Origin of the sequence: Pseudoxanthomonas spadix (assembly GCF_003703395.1) — a bacterium.
Classification (GTDB): domain Bacteria; phylum Pseudomonadota; class Gammaproteobacteria; order Xanthomonadales; family Xanthomonadaceae; genus Pseudoxanthomonas_A; species Pseudoxanthomonas_A spadix.
The window spans coordinates 1-17,337 of sequence record NZ_RDQN01000007.1 but is presented as its reverse complement, the minus strand read 5'-3'; the positions used below and the strand labels follow the sequence as shown (position 1 = coordinate 17,337).

Below are 17,337 nucleotides of genomic sequence, written 5' to 3'. Positions count from 1 at the left end.
ATCGGCCGCGCGGTGAACCAGGCCACCGGCAGTCCGGGGATGATCGGCCGTTTCCGCCAGGCACTGCGCGCCTCCCCGCCGCTGGCGTGGGCCTTCCTGTATTTCTTCTGCCTGCTCACCGGGTACTACATCCTGCGGCCAGTGCGCGAGGCGATGTCCTCGTCCAATGACATCCGCACGATCTTCCCGCCGGAGATGATCGCCTTCTTCGCCGCGCGCGGCATGGCGCTGAAGGACTTCACGCTGCAGGTGATCTTTACCTGCGTGTTCCTGATCATGCTGCTGCTGCAGCCGCTGTATGGCGCGCTGGTGAGCCGCTTCCCGCGGCGGGTGTTCCTGCCGGTGGTGTACGGGTTCTTCATCGTCACGCTGTTGGGCTTCTACGTGATGTTCGACAGCGGCGTCGCGGGGCGCGGGATGGCCTTCATCCTGTGGATCACGGTGTTCAACCTGTTTGCGGTGGCGGTGTTCTGGAGCTTCATGGCCGATGTCTTCAGCGATGCCCAGGCACGCGCCAGCTACGGCTACATCGGCGCGGCCGGCACCCTGGGCGCGCTTGCCGGACCGCTGCTGACGCGGCTGCTGGTGGACCGGATCGGTATCGCCAACCTGATGCTGGTTTCAGCCGGCTTCCTGCTGATGTGCCTGTTGTGCATCTACCGGCTGCGGTGGTGGGCGGTGCAGCGCGAGCAGGCGCACCACCTGGCCAGCGGCGAGGTGCCGATGGGCGGGGATATCCTCGGCGGCCTAAAGCTGATCGCGCGCGAGCCGCTGCTGCGCTGGATGGCGGTGATGGTGGTGTCGGGCGTCGGCGTGGGCACCCTGCTGTACAACGAACAGGCCGCCATCGCGCGCGCTGCCTTCAGCACGGCCGACCAGAGCACGCGCTATTTTTCCGGCATCGACCTGGCGGTCAACGGCCTGACCCTGGTGGTGCAGCTACTGCTCACCCGCATGCTGCTAACCCGCTACGGCATCGCCCCGGCACTGCTGATCCCGGGCGCGGCGATCATTCTGGGGTACGCGGCGCTGGCTGCCTCGCCGCTGCCGATGATGGTGGCGATCGTGCAGGTGGTCACGCGCGCCGGCGAATTCTCGTTGGCCAAGCCGGCACGCGAGACGATCTATACCCGCGTGCCGCGCGAGTGGCGCTACAAGGCCGGCGCGGCGATCGACACGGTGATCTACCGCGGCGGTGACCTGAGCTTTGTGTGGTTGCACAAGCTGCTGTCGGCATTCGGCTCGCAGGTGGTCTTCGGTGCCGGGCTGGTGGTTGCCTCGGGCATGACCGCCGGTGCGTTGTGCCTGCTGCGCCAGGCCAGCAAGCTGCCGGCAGAGCGCCCGCACACGTCTTGATCGTGGCAGCCAGCTCCGTGCCCACTGCAGCCGGCGGCGTTTTTTTCCGACCGGGCATGCGCCGGACTGCGAGGATCGGGCTTCAGCGGTGGGCCATGCAAGACTGCAGACAGCACAACGGCGGACACCAGCTCCGCCGTTGCAGATCCACCTTGAGCGGCGTGCTTACGCCGCTTCGCGCGAGGCGGCCCCGATCGGACCGGGGCGATAGCCGGCCGAGCGCAGTTCCTCGGTATCGAAGTCGTCCACGCTGATGGCGTCCATGGTCAGCGTGCGCAGCTCTTCCAGCTGCAGGCGCTCCTCGGCGGTGATCAGGCCCTCGCGCACGGCCTCGTCCAGCTGCGAGGAGAAGTCCAGCGCCTGGATGCCCCTGGTCTTGAGCGCCTTGATGAACTTGCGTTCCACCGGCTCGGCGGCCACGGCCTTGGCCAGGTAGCTGGCGATGCGGCCGCCCGGGTTGTTCTCGCAGGGCGTGAGGAAGACCCCGTCGGCCAGCTGGTCGCGGGCGGCGTTGGGCGCCATCAGCAGCGCGGCCACGCGATGGCCCAGGCGATCGCCCGGCGCCTCGGCGCGGCGGCCCCAGGGGAAGATCAATGCCCACAGCAGCCAGCCCACCGGGCGCACCGGGAAGTTGCGCAGCGCCGCCGACAGGGCCAGTTCGATCTCATGCACGCTGTGGTGGAAGGCCCAGGCCAGCAGCGGTTGTTCGGCCTGCGGGGCGCCATCGTCGTGGTAGCGCTTGAGCATCGCGCTGGTCATGTAGATGTGGCTCAACACGTCGCCCAGGCGACCGGACAGTGATTCCTTGAACTTGAGCTTGCCGCCGAGCAGCAGCATCGACACGTCGGCCATCAGTGCCAGGTTGGCCGAGTAACGATCCAGCTTGCGGAAGAAGCGCCTGGTGTAGGCATCGCCCGGCGCGGCGCCGATGCGCGCGGCGGTCAGGCCGAACCAGAACGAACGCACTGCGTTGGAGATGCCGAAGCCGATGTGGCCGAACAGGCTGCGGTCGAAGGCTTCCAGGCCGGCGCCGTGGTCCGGGTCCTGTGCGGCCTTCATTTCCTTCATCACCCACGGGTGGCACAGGATCGCGCCCTGGCCGAAGATCAGCAGGCTGCGGGTCATGATGTTGGCGCCTTCGACCGTGATGCCGATCGGCGCGGCCTGCCAGGAGCGGCCGGCGAAGTTCTTCGGCCCCAGGATGATGCCCTTGCCGCCGACCACGTCCATCACATCGGAGACGACCTCGCGGCCCATGGTGGTGCAGTGGTACTTGGCGATCGCCGAGGGCACCGACGGCACATCGCCGCGGTCCACGGCTGCGGCGGTGGCCTGGGCCAGCGCGCTGATCGCGTAGGCCTTGCCGCCGATCCGGGCCAGGGCTTCTTCCACGCCCTCGAAGCGGCCGATCGACAGGCCGAACTGCTTGCGGATGCGCGCATAGCTGCCGGTGACCACCGCGCCGAACTTGGCACCGCCCGAGGCGGTGGAAGGCAGGGTGATCGAGCGACCCACGGCCAGACACTCGTTGAGCATGTTCCAGCCCTTGCCGGCCATGTCCGCGCCACCGATCAGCTGGCTCAGCGGGATGAAGACGTCCTTGCCGTGGATCGGGCCGTTCTGGAACGGCGAGTTGAGCGGGAAATGGCGGCGGCCGATGTCCACGCCCGGGGTGTCGCGCGGCAGCAGCGCCAGGGTGATGCCGATGTCCCGGGTGTCGCCGAGCAGGCCATCGGGGTCGTACATGCGGAAGGCCAGGCCGATCAGCGTGGCCACCGGCGCCAGGGTGATGTAGCGCTTGTCGAAGGTGAGCCTGACCCCCAGCACGTTGGCGCCGTTCCACTCGCCCTTGCGTACGATGCCGTAGTCGGGGATCGAGGTCGCATCGGAGCCGGCAAACGGACCGGTCAGGCCGAAGCAGGGCACTTCCAGGCCCGACGCCAGGCGCGGCAGGTAGTAGTCCTTCTGTTCCTGGGTGCCGTAATGGACCAGCAGTTCGCCCGGGCCCAGCGAATTGGGCACCCCGACCGTGGAGCTGGCCACCGAGGAGATCGAGGAGATCTTCTGGATCACCTTGTGGTGCATCAGCGCCGAGAAGCCCAGGCCGCCGAATTCCTTCGGGATGATCATGCCGAAGAACCTGTGCTGCCTGACGAAATCCCAAACTTCCGGTGGCAGGTCGGCGCGCACGTGGGTGATGTCCCAGTCGTCGATCATCCTGCACAGTTCCTCGACCGGGCCATCGAGGAAGGCCTGTTCCTCGGCGGTGAGCTGTGGCTTGGGATAATCGAGTAGCTTGCGCCAGTCCGGATCGCCGGTGAACAGCTCGCCTTCAAATCCGACCGAGCCGGTTTCCAGCGCGATGCGCTCGGTCTGCGACAGCGGCGGCAGCACCCTGCGGAAGAACTTCAGTATTGGCGCGGTGACCAGCGCCTTGCGCACCGGCGGCAGCAGCAGCGGCACGGTGATGGCCGCCACGATCACCGCCGCGACGATGCAGGCGGCGGCGTTGGCGCCCAGCAGCCAGCAGGCGACCAGCGCGCAGGCACTGATCGCCGCCCAGGTGGCCAGACGCATGCGGTGGTAGGCGGCCAGGCCGCCAGCCAGCAGCACGGCGAGAAACGGAACCAGGATGCTCATGAGCGTGCTCCGGAAGCAGGATCGAAGTCGGTGTTGGAGAAGCGGGCGTGCCGGGCGCGCGACAGCGTGCCCAGGTAGTCGAGCACCGCGTCGGTGAATGCGTCGTTGTCATCGCCGGCCAGCATGTGCCCGGCGCGCGGCAGTTGCACGTGCCGCGCCTGCGGCACCAGCGAGCGAAAGGTGCGGATGTTGTCTTCGGATACCAGCTCGCTGCGTCCGCCGCTGATCAGCAGGACCGGACAGCGGACGCCGCGTGCGGCCTCGGCGATGGCGTCCTGGTGGCGGGCGCTGTCGCGGATCAGTTCGTCGATCAGGCGCATGTCCCAGTGCCAGCGCCAGCGGCCATCCGCGTCCTGGCGCATCAGCGGGGCCAGCGCCTGCGCCGCGCGGCGCGGGCGGTGAGGCAGGTAGGCGGCGACCAGGTCGGCGGCCTGCTCAAGCGACGCGAATCCGTCCTGGAACGCAGTGGCGAACTCCAGCACGCGCGCCAGCCCGGCCTGCTCCCAGTGCGGGGTGATGTCCACCAGCACCAGCGCCGTGAACAGTCCCGGCCAGCGGCTTTCGGCGATCAGCCCGAACAGCCCGCCCATCGACGCCCCCACCAGCACCGGCGGCTCGGCCTGTTCGCCGGCGACGATGATCAGGTCGTCGACGAACTGTTCGGCGTCGTAGCGCAGCTCGGGCGCGTTGCGCTGGGAATCGCCATGCCCGCGCGCGTCGTAGGTCAGCCCGGCGTGGCCCTGGCTGGCCAGTGCCATCGCACTCTTGCGCCAGGCACCGCCGCTCTGGCCGAAGCCGTGGGTATAGAGGATCGCCGGCCGCTGACCCGCCGCCGCTGGCGGCCGGAACATGGTCGCATTCAATCCAGTGCCGCATGCCCCGGTCAGGCGCACCGTCTCCAAGGTCGCCTGCGGCTGTTTTCCAGTGGGTTTGGCGTTGACCATACGCATAAGTATGGACCACCCTGGAAATCCGCGTCAAACCATACAAGCGTTTGATCGAAAGACGTCCCCGCTGCCTTGCATAAAACATACCTGTACATGCTTTGGCGTATGGTTAAATGGCGCGATGAACCCCTCCGCTGCCACACCCAGTCCCACTTCGTCCAGCCGTGCCCCGCGCCTGAGCGCCGAGGACTGGGCCCAGGCCGCGCTGGACCTGGTCGCCGAACAGGGCGTCGCCGCGGTCGCGGTGGAACCGCTCGCTCGTCGCCTGGGCGTGACCAAGGGCAGCTTCTACTGGCATTTCCCTTCCCGCGATGCGCTGCTGCAGGCGGCGCTGGAGCGCTGGGAAATGGTGGAACAGGAAAGCGTGTTCGGCAGCCTGGAAGTGGTGCCCGACCCGCGCGAGCGCCTGCGCCAGCTGTTCCTGCTGGTCGCCCACGAGGCCAAGTCGCACATTGTTTACAGCGAGCTGCTCAAGGCGCTGGACCACCCGGCGGTGCAGCCGGTGATCCAGCGGGTGTCACAGCGGCGCCTGGACTACCTGATCGCCTCGTTCCGCCAGGCCGGCCTGGGCCGCACCGATGCCCGGCACCGGGCGCGGCTGGCCTACGCGGCCTATGTCGGCTTCCTGCAGCTGTCGCTGCAGCTGCACCAGCCGCGGATGCAGCACGAGGAGTTCGAGGATTACGTCAGCCACATGATCGCCGTGCTGATTCCGAGCTGACCAAAACCGGGGTCCAAAACCGGGGTCAGAGTCGACTTTCTCCCCGCCTGCACCGGGCTCGGCGGCACTGCAGGAGAAAGTCGACTCTGACCCCGGTTTTTGGTTTTCACTGCGAGATACCATGGCGCATTCGAGCGGTCGGCCCCGGCAAACCGGGCGCCGGAAGCGTTCGGCGATCATGATCAGGCGGTGATGTCGTGGCAGCTCATCAGTTGTGGGTGGAAGCGGAAAAGGCGGTGGATCGCAAGCAGTGGGACGCAGCCGAGCGCGCCTATCGACGCGCGCTTGCCAGCGACCGGTCGCACGTGCCTTCGTTGATCGGGCTTTCCAGTGTGCTGAGCACGCAGGGGCGGCATGTGCAGGCGCATGAAGCCATCATGGCCGCATGGGCGCAGCGTCCGGGCAATCCGGCGCTGATCTACGCACTGGCCCAGCGCCTGCGTTTCTTCAATGAATTTGCCGCGCTGGAACAGTGCCTCTCCGATGCGCGGTTCGCCGAACAGGCGCCGGTCCCGGTGGTCGCCCGCGGCGTGGTCATGCTCAGTTCGATCGGCGCACACCCGGCCGCGGTGCGCATGGCCCAACGCGGCGTGGCGCGCGACCCGAACAACGCGGCGATCCTCTACGTGCGCGGCAACCTGCACCTGTTCTCCGGCGAACCCGAGCAGGCCGAGCAGTGCTACGAAGCCTCGCTGGTGGCCGATCCCAGGCTGTACCAGAACTCATGGATGCTGGCGAGCGTGCGCACCCAGACGCGCCAGGCCAATCATGTCGACCGCCTGCGGCGCCAGGTCAAGGAAGCCAACCCGGGCAAGGAAGGCGAGGCATACCTGTGCTACGCGCTGCACAAGGAGCTGCATGACCTGGGCGATTACGAGGAAGCATGGAAGGCGCTGGAGCGCGGCTGCCGGGTGAAGCGCAGCCACGTGCAATACGTGCCCCGCGACGATGCACGCCTGGTCGACGCCTTGATCGAGCGTTGCGACCGGTCCTTCGTGGAAGCGGCCAGTGGTGTCCACCAGCCGGCGGTCCCCATCTTCATACTCGGCATGCACCGCTCCGGCACCACGTTGCTGGAGCGCATGCTGTCGGGCCACTCGCAGGTCGCCGATGCCGGAGAAACCGGTTCGTTCGATGCGCAGATGCAGCTGGCCGCCAACCGCCAGTACGCCAACCGGCTTGACTTCGAGATCGTCGAACGTGCCGCCGGCCTGGATTACGATGCGGTGGCCAAAGGCTACGCTTCGGCGGGGCAATGGCTGAGCCGGGGCAAGCCCTTCTTCACCGAAAAACTGCCGATGAACTTCTGGAACGCCGGCTTCATCGCCAGGGCGCTGCCGCAGGCCAGGATCATCAACCTGGTGCGCGATCCCATGGATACGTGCTTCTCCAACCTGAGGACGCTGTTTGCCGGCGTCGCCACCTATTCCTACGTGCAGGAAGAACTGGCCGGTTTCTACCTGCAGTACGCCAGGCTCATGCGGCACTGGATGGAGGTGATGCCCGGCCGCATCCTGCAGGTCAGCTACGACGAGCTGGTGGCGGACCCGCAGGCGGTGGGCGAGCGCGTCGCCGAATACTGCGGGTTGTCCTACCAGGCTTCCATGGCCGAGGTGGAGCGCGAATCGGGTCGGGTCGCCACCGCCAGTGCGGCGCTGGCCAGGCAGGGCGTGCGCCGCGACCGGGGCCAGGTGTGGAAGCATTACCAGGCGCACCTGCGGCCGCTGGCCGAGGCCTTGCGGCCGCTGTACTGAGAGGCTGAGAAAAAATCGCCCGCCTACTGCGACCGTCGCCAAACGCCCGTGCCGGCGGCGCGCTGCGGGCAAATCCGGGTCATTTGGCTCACCAAACTCCCCGGATTTGCCCCCAACGCACCTTGTCACGAACGCTTGGCGGCGCTCTCGCTACGGCGGTCGAATTTTTCTCAGCCTCTGAGACTATCGCCGGAGCGCGGGCTTGATCCCGAACCAGCAGTTGAACGCGATGGTGATGCGCTCGTCATGGCCGTAGAACGGCAGCACCTCGTGCTGCAGCCATGAGGGAAACAGCACCAGTTGGCCGGGCTGCAGCATGATCGACCAGGTGCCATGGTGATACGGCGCCTGCTGCCGTGCATTGCCGGCATCCATGAAGTAATTGCTGTAGTAGTGCGGGTTATGGAAGCGAAGCACGCCGGACTCGGGTCGATCGGCCACGCTTGCCCCCGGAGTCACGCAGTACACCCCCGACCAGGACGCCATCGGATGGGTGTGCAGGACGGTGAACCCGCCATCGCGGGTGACATGAAACCAGGTGTGGGAAAAGATCTCAATGCGCTGCATCTCGGCGGCGGAGTAGCCATTGACGTCCCGCAGCGCCTCGCCCAGCGAGGTCCAGCAGAACGCCTTGAGCTGCTGGATGCATCGCTCGGGCCATGAAAAAAGCTCGAAGTCGCTTTCGAACACGCCCGCCTGCTGCTTCAGCGACGGGGTGGCATTGGCATACTTGCCGCCCTGGGCCTCCCGATCCAAAAGGAGCTGCCTGAGTTCGGCATTCAGCGCCTGCGGCTCGGGCAGGAAGGCCTGCGCCAGCGGCACGGCGAACACGGGTGCGATCTGCAGGGCCATGGGGTGTGCGGGAGTGATGTCATCGACAGGGTAGCGAAAAGCACTACGGCCCCGAAAGGGGCCGTAGCGATCACGCGATATCGCTGATCCAGGCCGGATCAGAACTTCTGGGTGTATTGCATGTACAGGAAGCGGCCGTCGATGTCGTACGCCGGATCGAAGCTGTTGGCAAAGGTGGTGTAGGACACCGGCGGGGTCTTGTCGAACACGTTGTTGGCGCCCAGTGTGATCTTGGCGTTCCACGGCGCATTCCAGTAAAGGGACACATCGTGGTAGGTCGCCGCACCGATCTTGTTGAAGGACTGGTCCGGATCGACGATGCCGTCGGCATCGAGCACCGCGTCGCTGCACAGCTCGCCAAAGCCGTAGTCGTTGTAATAGAACGGGCAGCCTTCTTCCTGGCGGGAGTAGTAACGGGCCATCCAGGTCGCGCCCAGGTCACCCTTCTCCCAGCGGGCCATCAGGTTGCTGCGGATGCGCCAGTTGTTGCTGCCGTCGAAGTACTCGCCGACCAGGTTGTCGCCGTCGCCGTTCTGCTCGTACTTGGCGTAGTAGGTGTTGTCCAGGGTGAAGCTGAAACTGCCGAAGCGGGTGTCGGGCAGGCGGTAGTTCAAGGTCAGGTCGTAGCCCTCGGCCTCGATGACGCTCAGGTTCAGGCCGGCCGACAGCAGCGTGTCGATGGACCCACCGGGGGCGCGGACAAACAGGGAGCATGCCTGCGCGTTGGCGTTCTCGACGCATTCATCCAGGATGAACTGGCCGGAGTAGGACGAAATCCCGCCTTCGATCTCGATGTTCCACCAGTCCAGCGAGGCGTCGAAGCCCTCGATGAAGGCCGGGCTCCAGACCAGGCCCAGGGTCTTGCTGGTGGAGGTTTCCGGCTCCAGGTTGGGGTTGCCGCCCACACTGATGCGGATCTGCGAGTTGCCCTGGTCATAGCCGCCCACCGGCACGCCCTGCGCGTGGCAGCGCGCCTGCTGCTCCGGCGACAGCAGGTTGTAGATGCCGCCGAAGGTGGTCGAGCAGGGGTCGGCAATTTGCGAGAACGAGTCACCGACGCCGGAGTACAGCTCGGAGATGGACGGGGCGCGGAAGCCCTCGGCCCAGTTGCCGCGGACCAGCAGGTCCTCGAACGGACGCCACTTGAAGCCGGCCTTGCTGTTGGTGGTGTCGCCGAAGGTGTCGTAGTCCGAGTAGCGGGTCGCCACGTTGATCTCCAGCTCCTTGGCCAGGAACACGTCGCGCAGCAGCGGAGCAGACAGTTCCAGGTAGGCCTCGTCCAGCTTGAACTCGCCTTCGGTTGGGCTGCGGACGTTGCCGGTGGTGTTGCCGGAGGCGATCAGCGCGTCCGGGGAGTCGTAGCCGGATTCCTCGCGGTGCTCCAGGCCGGCCGCGAAGGCGAGCATGCCGCCCGGCAGTTCCACGATTTCGCCGGACAGGTTGGCGAAGTACTGCTTCATCTTGTACTGGTATTCGTCGTGCGCGACGAAGGACGAGTAGTCCAGCATGTCCTGGGTGATGGAGCCCTGGCCGCCCAGCAGGTTCAATGGAACGCAGCCATCGATCGCCGAGCCGGGTGTGCCGCAGCGCGCGACGCCGCTGGCGTCGTAGAACGACGGGCCCAGGGCGTTGCGCAGCGCCAGCACGTTGAACAGGCCATAGGTGGTGTCGTTCTGGTCGTTGCGGCCATAGCTCATGCCCACGTCCCAGGAGAAGTAGCGCTCGGAAAATTCGAAGTGCCCTTCCAGGGCGCCGACGAAGCCGAACGTGTCCACGTTCTGGTTGAAGCTGCGGCCGCCGGTTTCCTGCGCGCGGCGCTGGATCCGCGACACGTCCCGGCCGAACGGGTTGTAGACGCTGTCGGCGCTGATGCTGATGGTCCGGGCCTGCACGCCGGCGCCGGGGCCGGTGCCGAGCACGATCGGCATGGAGGCCAGCAGCTGTTCGGAGCGGCGGTTGTTGTAGGTGGCCTGGGTGGTGAAGCGCACGTTGTCGGTGATGTCGAAGCTGGCCGAGCCGAAGATCGACTTGCGCTCCTGCGGAGTCACCAGGTAATTGTCCGGCGCGAAGTTGTACAGATCGTCTTCGCCGGTGCCCCAGTTGCGCCAGTTGGAGGGGGTCGATCCGGCGTCGTAGCCGAACTGGCCTGCGCTGCCGTCCGGGCGGGTCTGGGTGCCCGAACAACGGCCATTGGAGAAGGTGCCGTTGCACACGGCAAAGCGGCCGTTGGGGCTGGTCGAACTGCCGAAGGCGGTGCCGGTCTTGTACACCGGGAATTCCGAGATCTTGCGATCACCGGCCATGACCGGATCTTCCTTCACGTAGGTGGCGCCGAACATCGCGCTGAAGCGTTCGCCGCTGCTGCCGATGGTGATGTCGTAGGACTCGCGCGAGCCGTCGCCCTGGTCGTACTGGCCAAAATAGGCATTGGCTTCGGCGCCGTCGAAATCGGTGCGCAGGATCACGTTGACCACGCCGGCGATGGCGTCGGAACCGTAGATCGCCGAGGCGCCATCCTTGAGCACCTCGATGCGTTCCACCGCGGCGGTGGGGATGGTATTGAGGTCGGTGGCGCCACCCAGGCCAGTACCGGCGACCCAGCGGCGGCCGTTGACCAGCACCAGGGTGCGGTTGGAGCCCAGGTTGCGCAGGCTGACCCGGGTCTCGCCGTTGCCGCCATTGTTGTAAGTGGTGTTGAGGGTGGTGCCGTTTGCGGTCAGATTCTGGATCACGTCGCCGATGGAGGTCAGGCCCTGGGCCTGGATGTCCTGCCGGGTCAGGGTGAACACCGGCTGCGAGGTCTCGGTTTCGGTGCGCTTGATGCGTGAGCCGGTGACTTCGACCCGGTCAAGGGTGGTGGGGTCGGGGGTCGTCGACTCCTGGGCAAGGGCGCTGCCTGCGCTGACGGTGCTTGCGAACAGCGCAAGGACGACCGCGTCGCGCAGCTTGTGGGTCTTGCAGTTCATTGGTTCTCTCCAGAATGTGGATTTGTAACCCGAAGGGGTGGGGCCCAGGCGGGAGCAGGCGAGCGCACCCAACCACCAGGTGAATCGATGGTAACCGGGTGGTTTGGTAAATTAAAGTCCCGTTAAAGATGCAGATATCGTGACAATCGCGTAACAAATTCGCGATGTTCGCCCAACAAAAAAGGCGCCAGGAGGCGCCTTTTGTCCTTGGCCTGCGGATGCGGGCTACAGGTCCTGTTGGTAACGCACGTACGGCACGGCGCCCTCGGCTTCCAGGGCGTTGTCCGGCGCAAAGGGGTTCTTGCCGCTGGTGACGATGTTCTCGGCGCCCACGGTGAGCCGGCCACTCCAGGGGGTACGCCAGGTCAGGCCGACGCCCAGGCCTTCCCACTTGCCGGGCTGGCCCGGGGCATCGACCACGCGGCCGACGATGCTGCCGCTGAAGGCGCCGTAGCCGCCACCGACGCTGAGGCTGCGGCTGTTCCACTGGTCCGGGATGTTGCCCAGCTCCGAGGCCGGGACCAGGCGCGCGTGGGCGATGGTGCCACCGATGGTGACGAAGCCCTCGCGGCCGATGTTCTTCTGGCCGAAGACCGCCAGGTCGTTCTGCTCGAAACGGCCGGCGCTCGGGTTGGAGGTGCCCGGGCTCATCCAGGCCGGCAGGCTGTCGTGGCCGTTGCCCACGCTCAGGCCGACCTTGCCGCCGGGACGGCTCAAGGTGGTGGCGGCACTGAGGCGCTGGCTGTTGGTGTCATCGTCCAGCATGGCCACGTTGCAGGTGGTGATCAGGCTGCTGATGCTGTTGCCGATCCCGTTGCGGTTGTTGCACAGCAGGCCCAGCGAATCACCCGAGTCCAGTCCGAAGGCTGCGCTGAGCGTGTTGCGCCCCAGCCGCCAACGCGCGCCGGTGGCGGCCTCGCTGGTCGGTTCCAGGATCAGTGCGCCTTCCACCTGGCCGTTGCTGTTCCACACCGGCAGCATGGTCGTGCCGCTGCGCGATTGCGCAAGCGCGCCGGAGCTGGCCATGGTGAAGGCCAACATCAGGGCAAGTAGCGGTCGACGGGGGCGCAGGCGCATGGTTCTGCTCTGACAGACGCCGGTGGGAAGAAGTTCCCGCAGCGTGATGGGGTCAAACCATATTCGATTTATGTTTATTTAACAAGTCAACAGCAGAAGGTGCCGTTCGTCGGCAACTGGCTCTGCTGCGAGTCAAGCATGGCATCAGCATGCGCGCAGTTCAGGTGATGAAGGGATGCACGCCGCATCGACTAAAGTCAGGCGGCCTTGCGGCCCGTTGGACCGGACTTGGGTCGGGCATTCCGCGCCCGGGCACGGTGCTTCTTCCCGGCACCGGGCCATCGCGTTGATCCACCGACCGCGCTACGAATTTGGAAACGGCGATGCAGCACACCATGTCCCAGCCGGTTGCGAGCGAACCGCATCGGCAGAGCGCCGAACAAGTCCTCGCCTCGCTCCAGACCGACGCGCACGCCGGGCTGAGCGGGCAGGAAGCGGCGCGGCGGCTCCAGGAACTGGGGGCGAACACCCTGACCGAGCAGGCCCAGCCATCGGCCTGGCGGAAATTCCTGGCCCAGTTCACCGACGTGCTGGTCGTGCTGCTGCTGGTGGCGGCACTGATCTCGGCCGGGCTGTGGCTGGTCGAACGCGACTCCGCCTTGCCTTTCGAGGCGCTGGCGATCTTTGCTATCGTCCTGCTGAACGCGATCATGGGCTACCTGCAGGAGGCCCGCGCCGAGCGCGCGGTGGCCGCGCTGCAGAAGCTGTCGGCGGCCCAGGCCACGGTGATCCGCGATGGCGTGCGCCAGCGCATCCCGGCCGCCGAGATCGTGCCTGGTGACCTCCTGCTGGTCGAGGAGGGCGACACCATCGCGGCCGACGCGCGATTGATCGAATCGATCTCGCTGCAGATGGCCGAGGCTGCACTGACCGGAGAAAGCCAGCCGGCGAGCAAGAGCGTCGCGCCGATCCCGGGCGAGGCCCCGGTCGGCGATCGCCACAACATGATCTTCTCCGGCACCACGGTCACCTATGGGCGCGGCCGCGCGGTGGTCACGGCCACCGGCATGCGGACCCAGATCGGACGCATCGCCGGCATGCTGGAGAGCGTGCCGAGCGAGACCACGCCGCTGCAGCAGGAGCTGGACCGGGTTGGCCGGCTGCTGGGCACCATCGTGGTGGCGATCGCAGTGGTGATGATCGCCACCATCCTGATGGTCGAGGACGTGCGCGGATTTTCCGCGGTCTTTGACGTCCTGATCCTGGGTGTGGCGCTGGCCGTGGCCGCCGTGCCGGAGGGCCTGCCGGCGATCGTCACTGCGGTGCTCTCGCTGGGGGTCCAGCGCATGGCCAGGCGGCACGCCATCGTGCGCCACCTGGCGGCGGTGGAAACGCTGGGCTCGGCGAACGTGATCGCATCGGATAAGACCGGGACCCTGACCCGCAACGAGATGACCGTGCGGATCCTGGCCACCGCCAGCGGACGGGTGGTCTTCGGCGGAACCGGCTACGGCCCCCAGGGCGAAGTCAGCCGCGAGGATGGCGCTGCGCTGGATGAGGACCTGCGCGCCGAACTTCTCCGCGCCCTGACCGTGGCCGATCGTGCCAGCAACGCGGTCCTGGTCGAACAGGACGGGCGTTGGACGGTGCAGGGCGATCCGACCGAAGGCGCACTCATCGTGGCCGCGCGCAAGGCCGGACTCGACCCGGCCACGCTCGGCGCCCGCTTCAGGCGCATTGGCGAGGTGCCGTTCTCCTCCGAACGCAAGCTGATGAGCACCGTCCACCTGGACGCCGAAACGTCGGATCGGTGCCTGGTGCTGACCAAGGGCGCACCGGACAGAGTACTGGCGCGCTGCTCGCACGAATGGGTGGGCCAACAGGCGCAGGCGCTGACCGCGGCCCGTCGCGAGCAGATCGCAGCGGTAAATGACGCGCTGGCCGGTCAGGCCCTGCGCACGCTCGGGCTCGCATTCCGCGCGCTCCCCGGCGATGCCGCGGCGAGCGAGGTCTTCGACGAGGGGCTGGAGCAGGACCTGGTGTTCCTGGGGCTGGCCGGCATGATCGATCCGCCACGCGCGGAGGCCAGGCAGGCGATTGGAAAGGCCAAGGCGGCGGGGATCCGCCCGATCATGATCACCGGCGACCACCCGGTGACGGCAGCGGTCATCGCCGTCGAGCTGGGGGTCTCCGATGGCCGGGTCGTGACCGGCGCTGAAATCGAGGCGATGTCCGACCAGGCGCTGGATGCGGTCGTGCCGGCGGTGTCGGTATTCGCGCGGGTCGATCCGGCGCACAAGCTGCGCATCGTCAAGGCCCTGCAGCGCAGCGGCATGACCGTGGCCATGACCGGTGACGGGGTCAACGACGCCCCGGCCCTGAAGACGGCCGACATTGGCATCGCCATGGGCATCACCGGCACGGACGTGTCCAAGCAGGCGGCCGACATCGTGCTTGCCGATGACAACTTCGCTTCGATCGTCGCGGCGGTTGAGGAAGGCCGGGCGATCTACGCCAACATCCGCAAGTTCCTGCGCTACCTGCTCTCCTCGAACATCGGCGAGGTCATGGTGATGTTTTTCGGGGTGCTGCTGGCCGGCTCGATTGGCCTGGCCTCGCCAGGCGAAGGGGAGCTCGTGCTGCCGCTGCTGGCCACCCAGATCCTGTGGATCAACCTGGTGACCGATGGCGCGCCGGCGCTGGCCCTGGGCGTCGAACCGGCAGGCCTTGGGGTGATGGGCGAGCCGCCGCGGCCGCGGTCCGAGCGGGTGATCACCCCGGCCATGTGGGCCGGCATCGTGTCGGTCGGGGTGGTGATGGCCGCCGCCACGCTGCTGATGCTGGACGCATGCCTGCCCGGCGGCCTGATCGAAGGACGCGGCACGATCGGCTATGCCCAGACCATGGCCTTCACCACGCTGACGATGGCCCAGCTGTTCAACGTGTTCAACGCGCGCTCGGACCGGGCCAGCGCGTTCGGCGGGCTGTTGGCGAACCGATGGCTGTGGGCGGCCGTCGCCCTGTCGCTGCTGCTCCACGCTGCCGTCATCTACCTGCCGCCCCTGCAGCAGGCCTTTTCGACCACCGCGCTGAGCGCGGCGGACTGGGCGGCCTGTGCCGCGGCCGCAAGCTCGGTGCTGTGGCTGCGCGAGCTCGACAAGCTGGCTGGACGGCTCCTGCGCCGGATGCGGCGCAAGGCTGCCGCTTCCGGCTGAGCGCCCCTATCCGGCGCCCGGCCGGATGCTTACCCTTGCAACCCCACGCCGACCATTGCCTTGCCCATGACCGATTGGATCGAACTCGCGCCTGGCCTGTCGATTCGCCGGGCCCGCACCGTGCGGGCGCTGGCCGACTACCGGCTGATCGTCTTGGACATGGACTCCACCCTGATCACCATCGAGTGCATCGACGAGATTGCCGCGACGGTGGGCTTGAAGGAGCAAGTCGCCGCGATCACCGAGGCGACCATGCGCGGGGAGATTGCCGACTTCCGCCAGAGCCTGATCCAGCGGGTGGCGCTGTTGAAGGGCGTGCCGGTGGACGCATTGCAGGCGGTCTATGACCAGCGCCTGGGCCTGACGCCAGGCGCCGAAACCCTGCTGGCCGCATGCAAGGCTGCGGGCCTGAAGGTGCTGCTGGTGTCGGGCGGCTTCAGCTTCTTCGCCGAGCGCCTGCGCGCGCGACTGGGCCTGGATTTCGTGCGCTCCAACCTGCTCGAAGTGGCCGACGGCGCGTTGACCGGGCGCGTGCTGCCGCAGGTCTGGGGCGAGATCTGCGATGGCGCGGTCAAGCGCGCCACGCTGCTGGACGTGGCCTCGCTGATGGGCATCGATCCTGCGCAGACGATCGCGGTCGGCGATGGCGCCAACGACATCCCGATGCTGCAGGCGGCGGGGCTGTCGGTGGCCTTTCATGCCAAGCCGAAGGTGCGCGAGGTGGCCGATGTCGCCCTCGACCAGGGGGGCCTGGACCGGCTGCTGCAGCTGCTGAAATGATGCGCGGCTAACGCGCGGGGGCAAGAGTGACTGCGCAGACATACACCACTTCGCACGCGCCACCGCCGCTGTCCTGGCGCGAGGTGGAGCTGCGCCAGTGCCAGCCGTCGCTTGCGCTGGCTTCGACCAGCCACCCATCCAGACGCACGTTGTCGTCGCGCTCGACCCTGGACAGTTGCGCGGCGATGGCCTGGTTGGCCGGAATCATGTGCATGTTCGCGCTGCTGCTGACGATCTCGTCAACCGGCAGTGGCGGCTGGTTGGCCCAGCTGTAGTGGTACCAGCGCGACGACTGGCTGATCCGCAGCTGCGAGAGCACCGCATCCTCGCGCATGCGCTGCCAGCCCAGGGCCAGGTCGAGGGGAGACAACTGTGCCTCGCGGCCGAATCGATAGGTCTGGCGCGACAGCACGCGCGCATCGATGCTGAAGCCGGCCAGCGGCGTGAGCGTGTAGCCGTTGTGCGCGAACGTCCCCGGGCGACCGCTGATCGGCGTTTGCAGCGGACTGTCGCCGGCAGGCACGCGCGGCGGCAGGCTGCAGGCCGATGCGCCTTGCACCCCTTGCGGGGCAGCCGTATTGCGATCGCGCAGTGTCCACCAGGCCACGCCGGCGACCACGGCGACCATGCCCAATACCACCGGCGCTGCCTTCATCCCCTGCTACCCGTGTTGCGCCGGCACTCCCCATGAGCGCCGCGCCGGCATGCTAGAGCGCCGGGATCTCAGGTGTCCATCGCGATCCCGGGACGTGGGGCCGGCAGGGCATGAAAAGCCGCTGCGGACAGCACACTCCGGCAGCGTAAACCCAGTCAGGAGCGTCCGGCCGCCCTTTGCGCAGCGCACGGTGGCCGGTGTGTGGCGGATGCGAGCAGATTGGCATGCCGCGACATTGCTCGACCCAGGCTCCCCGCGCCATCAGACGATTCCCAATCCCTCGTAGGAGCAACTGTCTTCTCAGGCGCCTGTCATTCTCCATTCAGTTTGGTCTCTGGCCATGGCGTTGAGGCGGGTGAGCAGTACCCGCATGCAGGCGGTGATGGCGACCTTGGCGCACTTGCCCCGTTGGCGCAGGGCTTCGTATCGCGTCT

The 17,337-nt window shown here is 67.1% G+C and carries 11 protein-coding genes; 5 read left to right on the top strand and 6 right to left on the bottom strand.

The genetic code is table 11. The annotated features are described in order from the left end of the window. The first annotated feature begins 39 nt into the window (after nucleotides 1-39). A complete protein-coding gene (locus tag D9R12_RS11645; protein ID WP_122230855.1) occupies nucleotides 40-1,356 on the top strand; it encodes an NTP/NDP exchange transporter in 1,317 nt (438 codons plus the stop codon). A 165-nt stretch (nucleotides 1,357-1,521) separates the two neighbouring features. On the opposite strand, the gene D9R12_RS11640 is transcribed toward D9R12_RS11645, so the two are convergent. Both D9R12_RS11640 and D9R12_RS11635 read right to left on the bottom strand, forming a co-directional pair. Beyond that, on the bottom strand, nucleotides 1,522-3,996 hold the full coding sequence (locus D9R12_RS11640) for an acyl-CoA dehydrogenase (protein ID WP_122230686.1): 2,475 nt from the start codon (nucleotides 3,994-3,996) through the stop codon (nucleotides 1,522-1,524). Further along, entirely contained in the window at nucleotides 3,993-4,940 is a 948-nt protein-coding gene (locus tag D9R12_RS11635) for an alpha/beta fold hydrolase (protein WP_043290395.1), read from the bottom strand. Before D9R12_RS11635 ends, D9R12_RS11640 begins: the two co-directional genes overlap by 4 nt. A gap of 124 nt (nucleotides 4,941-5,064) precedes the next feature. Between D9R12_RS11635 and D9R12_RS11630 the strand changes: the two genes are divergently transcribed. Together D9R12_RS11630 and D9R12_RS11625 are read left to right on the top strand one after the other, a co-directional pair. Continuing rightward, nucleotides 5,065-5,664, top strand: coding sequence for a TetR/AcrR family transcriptional regulator (locus tag D9R12_RS11630; RefSeq protein WP_122230684.1), 600 nt, complete (start codon nucleotides 5,065-5,067; stop codon nucleotides 5,662-5,664). 197 nt (nucleotides 5,665-5,861) lie between these two features. Beyond that, nucleotides 5,862-7,418, top strand: coding sequence for a tetratricopeptide repeat-containing sulfotransferase family protein (locus D9R12_RS11625; protein WP_122230682.1), 1,557 nt, complete (start codon nucleotides 5,862-5,864; stop codon nucleotides 7,416-7,418). A 183-nt stretch (nucleotides 7,419-7,601) separates the two neighbouring features. Here the strand turns inward: D9R12_RS11625 and D9R12_RS11620 are convergent, their stop codons facing one another. The 3 genes from D9R12_RS11620 to D9R12_RS11610 form a co-directional block, all read right to left on the bottom strand. Beyond that, on the bottom strand, nucleotides 7,602-8,270 hold the full coding sequence (locus D9R12_RS11620) for a TIGR02466 family protein (protein ID WP_122230681.1): 669 nt from the start codon (nucleotides 8,268-8,270) through the stop codon (nucleotides 7,602-7,604). 98 nt (nucleotides 8,271-8,368) lie between these two features. Further along, nucleotides 8,369-11,236, bottom strand: a complete 2,868-nt coding sequence (locus D9R12_RS11615) for a TonB-dependent receptor (RefSeq protein ID WP_122230679.1) — start codon at nucleotides 11,234-11,236, stop codon at nucleotides 8,369-8,371. 225 nt (nucleotides 11,237-11,461) lie between these two features. Then, the gene (locus D9R12_RS11610; protein WP_122230677.1) at nucleotides 11,462-12,313 is read right to left on the bottom strand and encodes an XOO1806 family protein; all 852 of its coding nucleotides are present in this window, start codon (nucleotides 12,311-12,313) and stop codon (nucleotides 11,462-11,464) included. A gap of 335 nt (nucleotides 12,314-12,648) precedes the next feature. Between D9R12_RS11610 and D9R12_RS11605 the strand changes: the two genes are divergently transcribed. Both D9R12_RS11605 and serB read left to right on the top strand, forming a co-directional pair. After that, nucleotides 12,649-15,468: a cation-translocating P-type ATPase gene (locus D9R12_RS11605; protein WP_210538899.1), complete on the top strand. Its 2,820-nt coding sequence runs from the start codon at nucleotides 12,649-12,651 to the stop codon at nucleotides 15,466-15,468. 66 nt (nucleotides 15,469-15,534) lie between these two features. Next, entirely contained in the window at nucleotides 15,535-16,248 is a 714-nt protein-coding gene (gene serB, locus D9R12_RS11600) for a phosphoserine phosphatase SerB (RefSeq protein ID WP_122230673.1), read from the top strand. A gap of 7 nt (nucleotides 16,249-16,255) precedes the next feature. On the opposite strand, the gene D9R12_RS11595 is transcribed toward serB, so the two are convergent. Further along, nucleotides 16,256-16,903: a hypothetical protein gene (locus tag D9R12_RS11595; protein ID WP_122230671.1), complete on the bottom strand. Its 648-nt coding sequence runs from the start codon at nucleotides 16,901-16,903 to the stop codon at nucleotides 16,256-16,258. Nucleotides 16,904-17,337 lie beyond the last annotated feature (434 nt).

What these genes read in the sequence shown, in the direction of transcription:
- D9R12_RS11645 (WP_122230855.1), top strand. Translation starts at nt 40, where the DNA reads ATGATCGGCCGTTTCCGCCAGGCACTGCGCGCCTCCCCGCCGCTGGCG.
- D9R12_RS11640 (WP_122230686.1), bottom strand. Translation starts at nt 3,996, where the DNA reads ATGAGCATCCTGGTTCCGTTTCTCGCCGTGCTGCTGGCTGGCGGCCTG.
- D9R12_RS11635 (WP_043290395.1), bottom strand. Translation starts at nt 4,940, where the DNA reads ATGGTCAACGCCAAACCCACTGGAAAACAGCCGCAGGCGACCTTGGAG.
- D9R12_RS11630 (WP_122230684.1), top strand. Translation starts at nt 5,065, where the DNA reads ATGAACCCCTCCGCTGCCACACCCAGTCCCACTTCGTCCAGCCGTGCC.
- D9R12_RS11620 (WP_122230681.1), bottom strand. Translation starts at nt 8,270, where the DNA reads ATGGCCCTGCAGATCGCACCCGTGTTCGCCGTGCCGCTGGCGCAGGCC.
- D9R12_RS11615 (WP_122230679.1), bottom strand. Translation starts at nt 11,236, where the DNA reads ATGAACTGCAAGACCCACAAGCTGCGCGACGCGGTCGTCCTTGCGCTG.
- D9R12_RS11610 (WP_122230677.1), bottom strand. Translation starts at nt 12,313, where the DNA reads ATGCGCCTGCGCCCCCGTCGACCGCTACTTGCCCTGATGTTGGCCTTC.
- D9R12_RS11605 (WP_210538899.1), top strand. Translation starts at nt 12,649, where the DNA reads ATGTCCCAGCCGGTTGCGAGCGAACCGCATCGGCAGAGCGCCGAACAA.
- serB (WP_122230673.1), top strand. Translation starts at nt 15,535, where the DNA reads ATGACCGATTGGATCGAACTCGCGCCTGGCCTGTCGATTCGCCGGGCC.
- D9R12_RS11595 (WP_122230671.1), bottom strand. Translation starts at nt 16,903, where the DNA reads ATGAAGGCAGCGCCGGTGGTATTGGGCATGGTCGCCGTGGTCGCCGGC.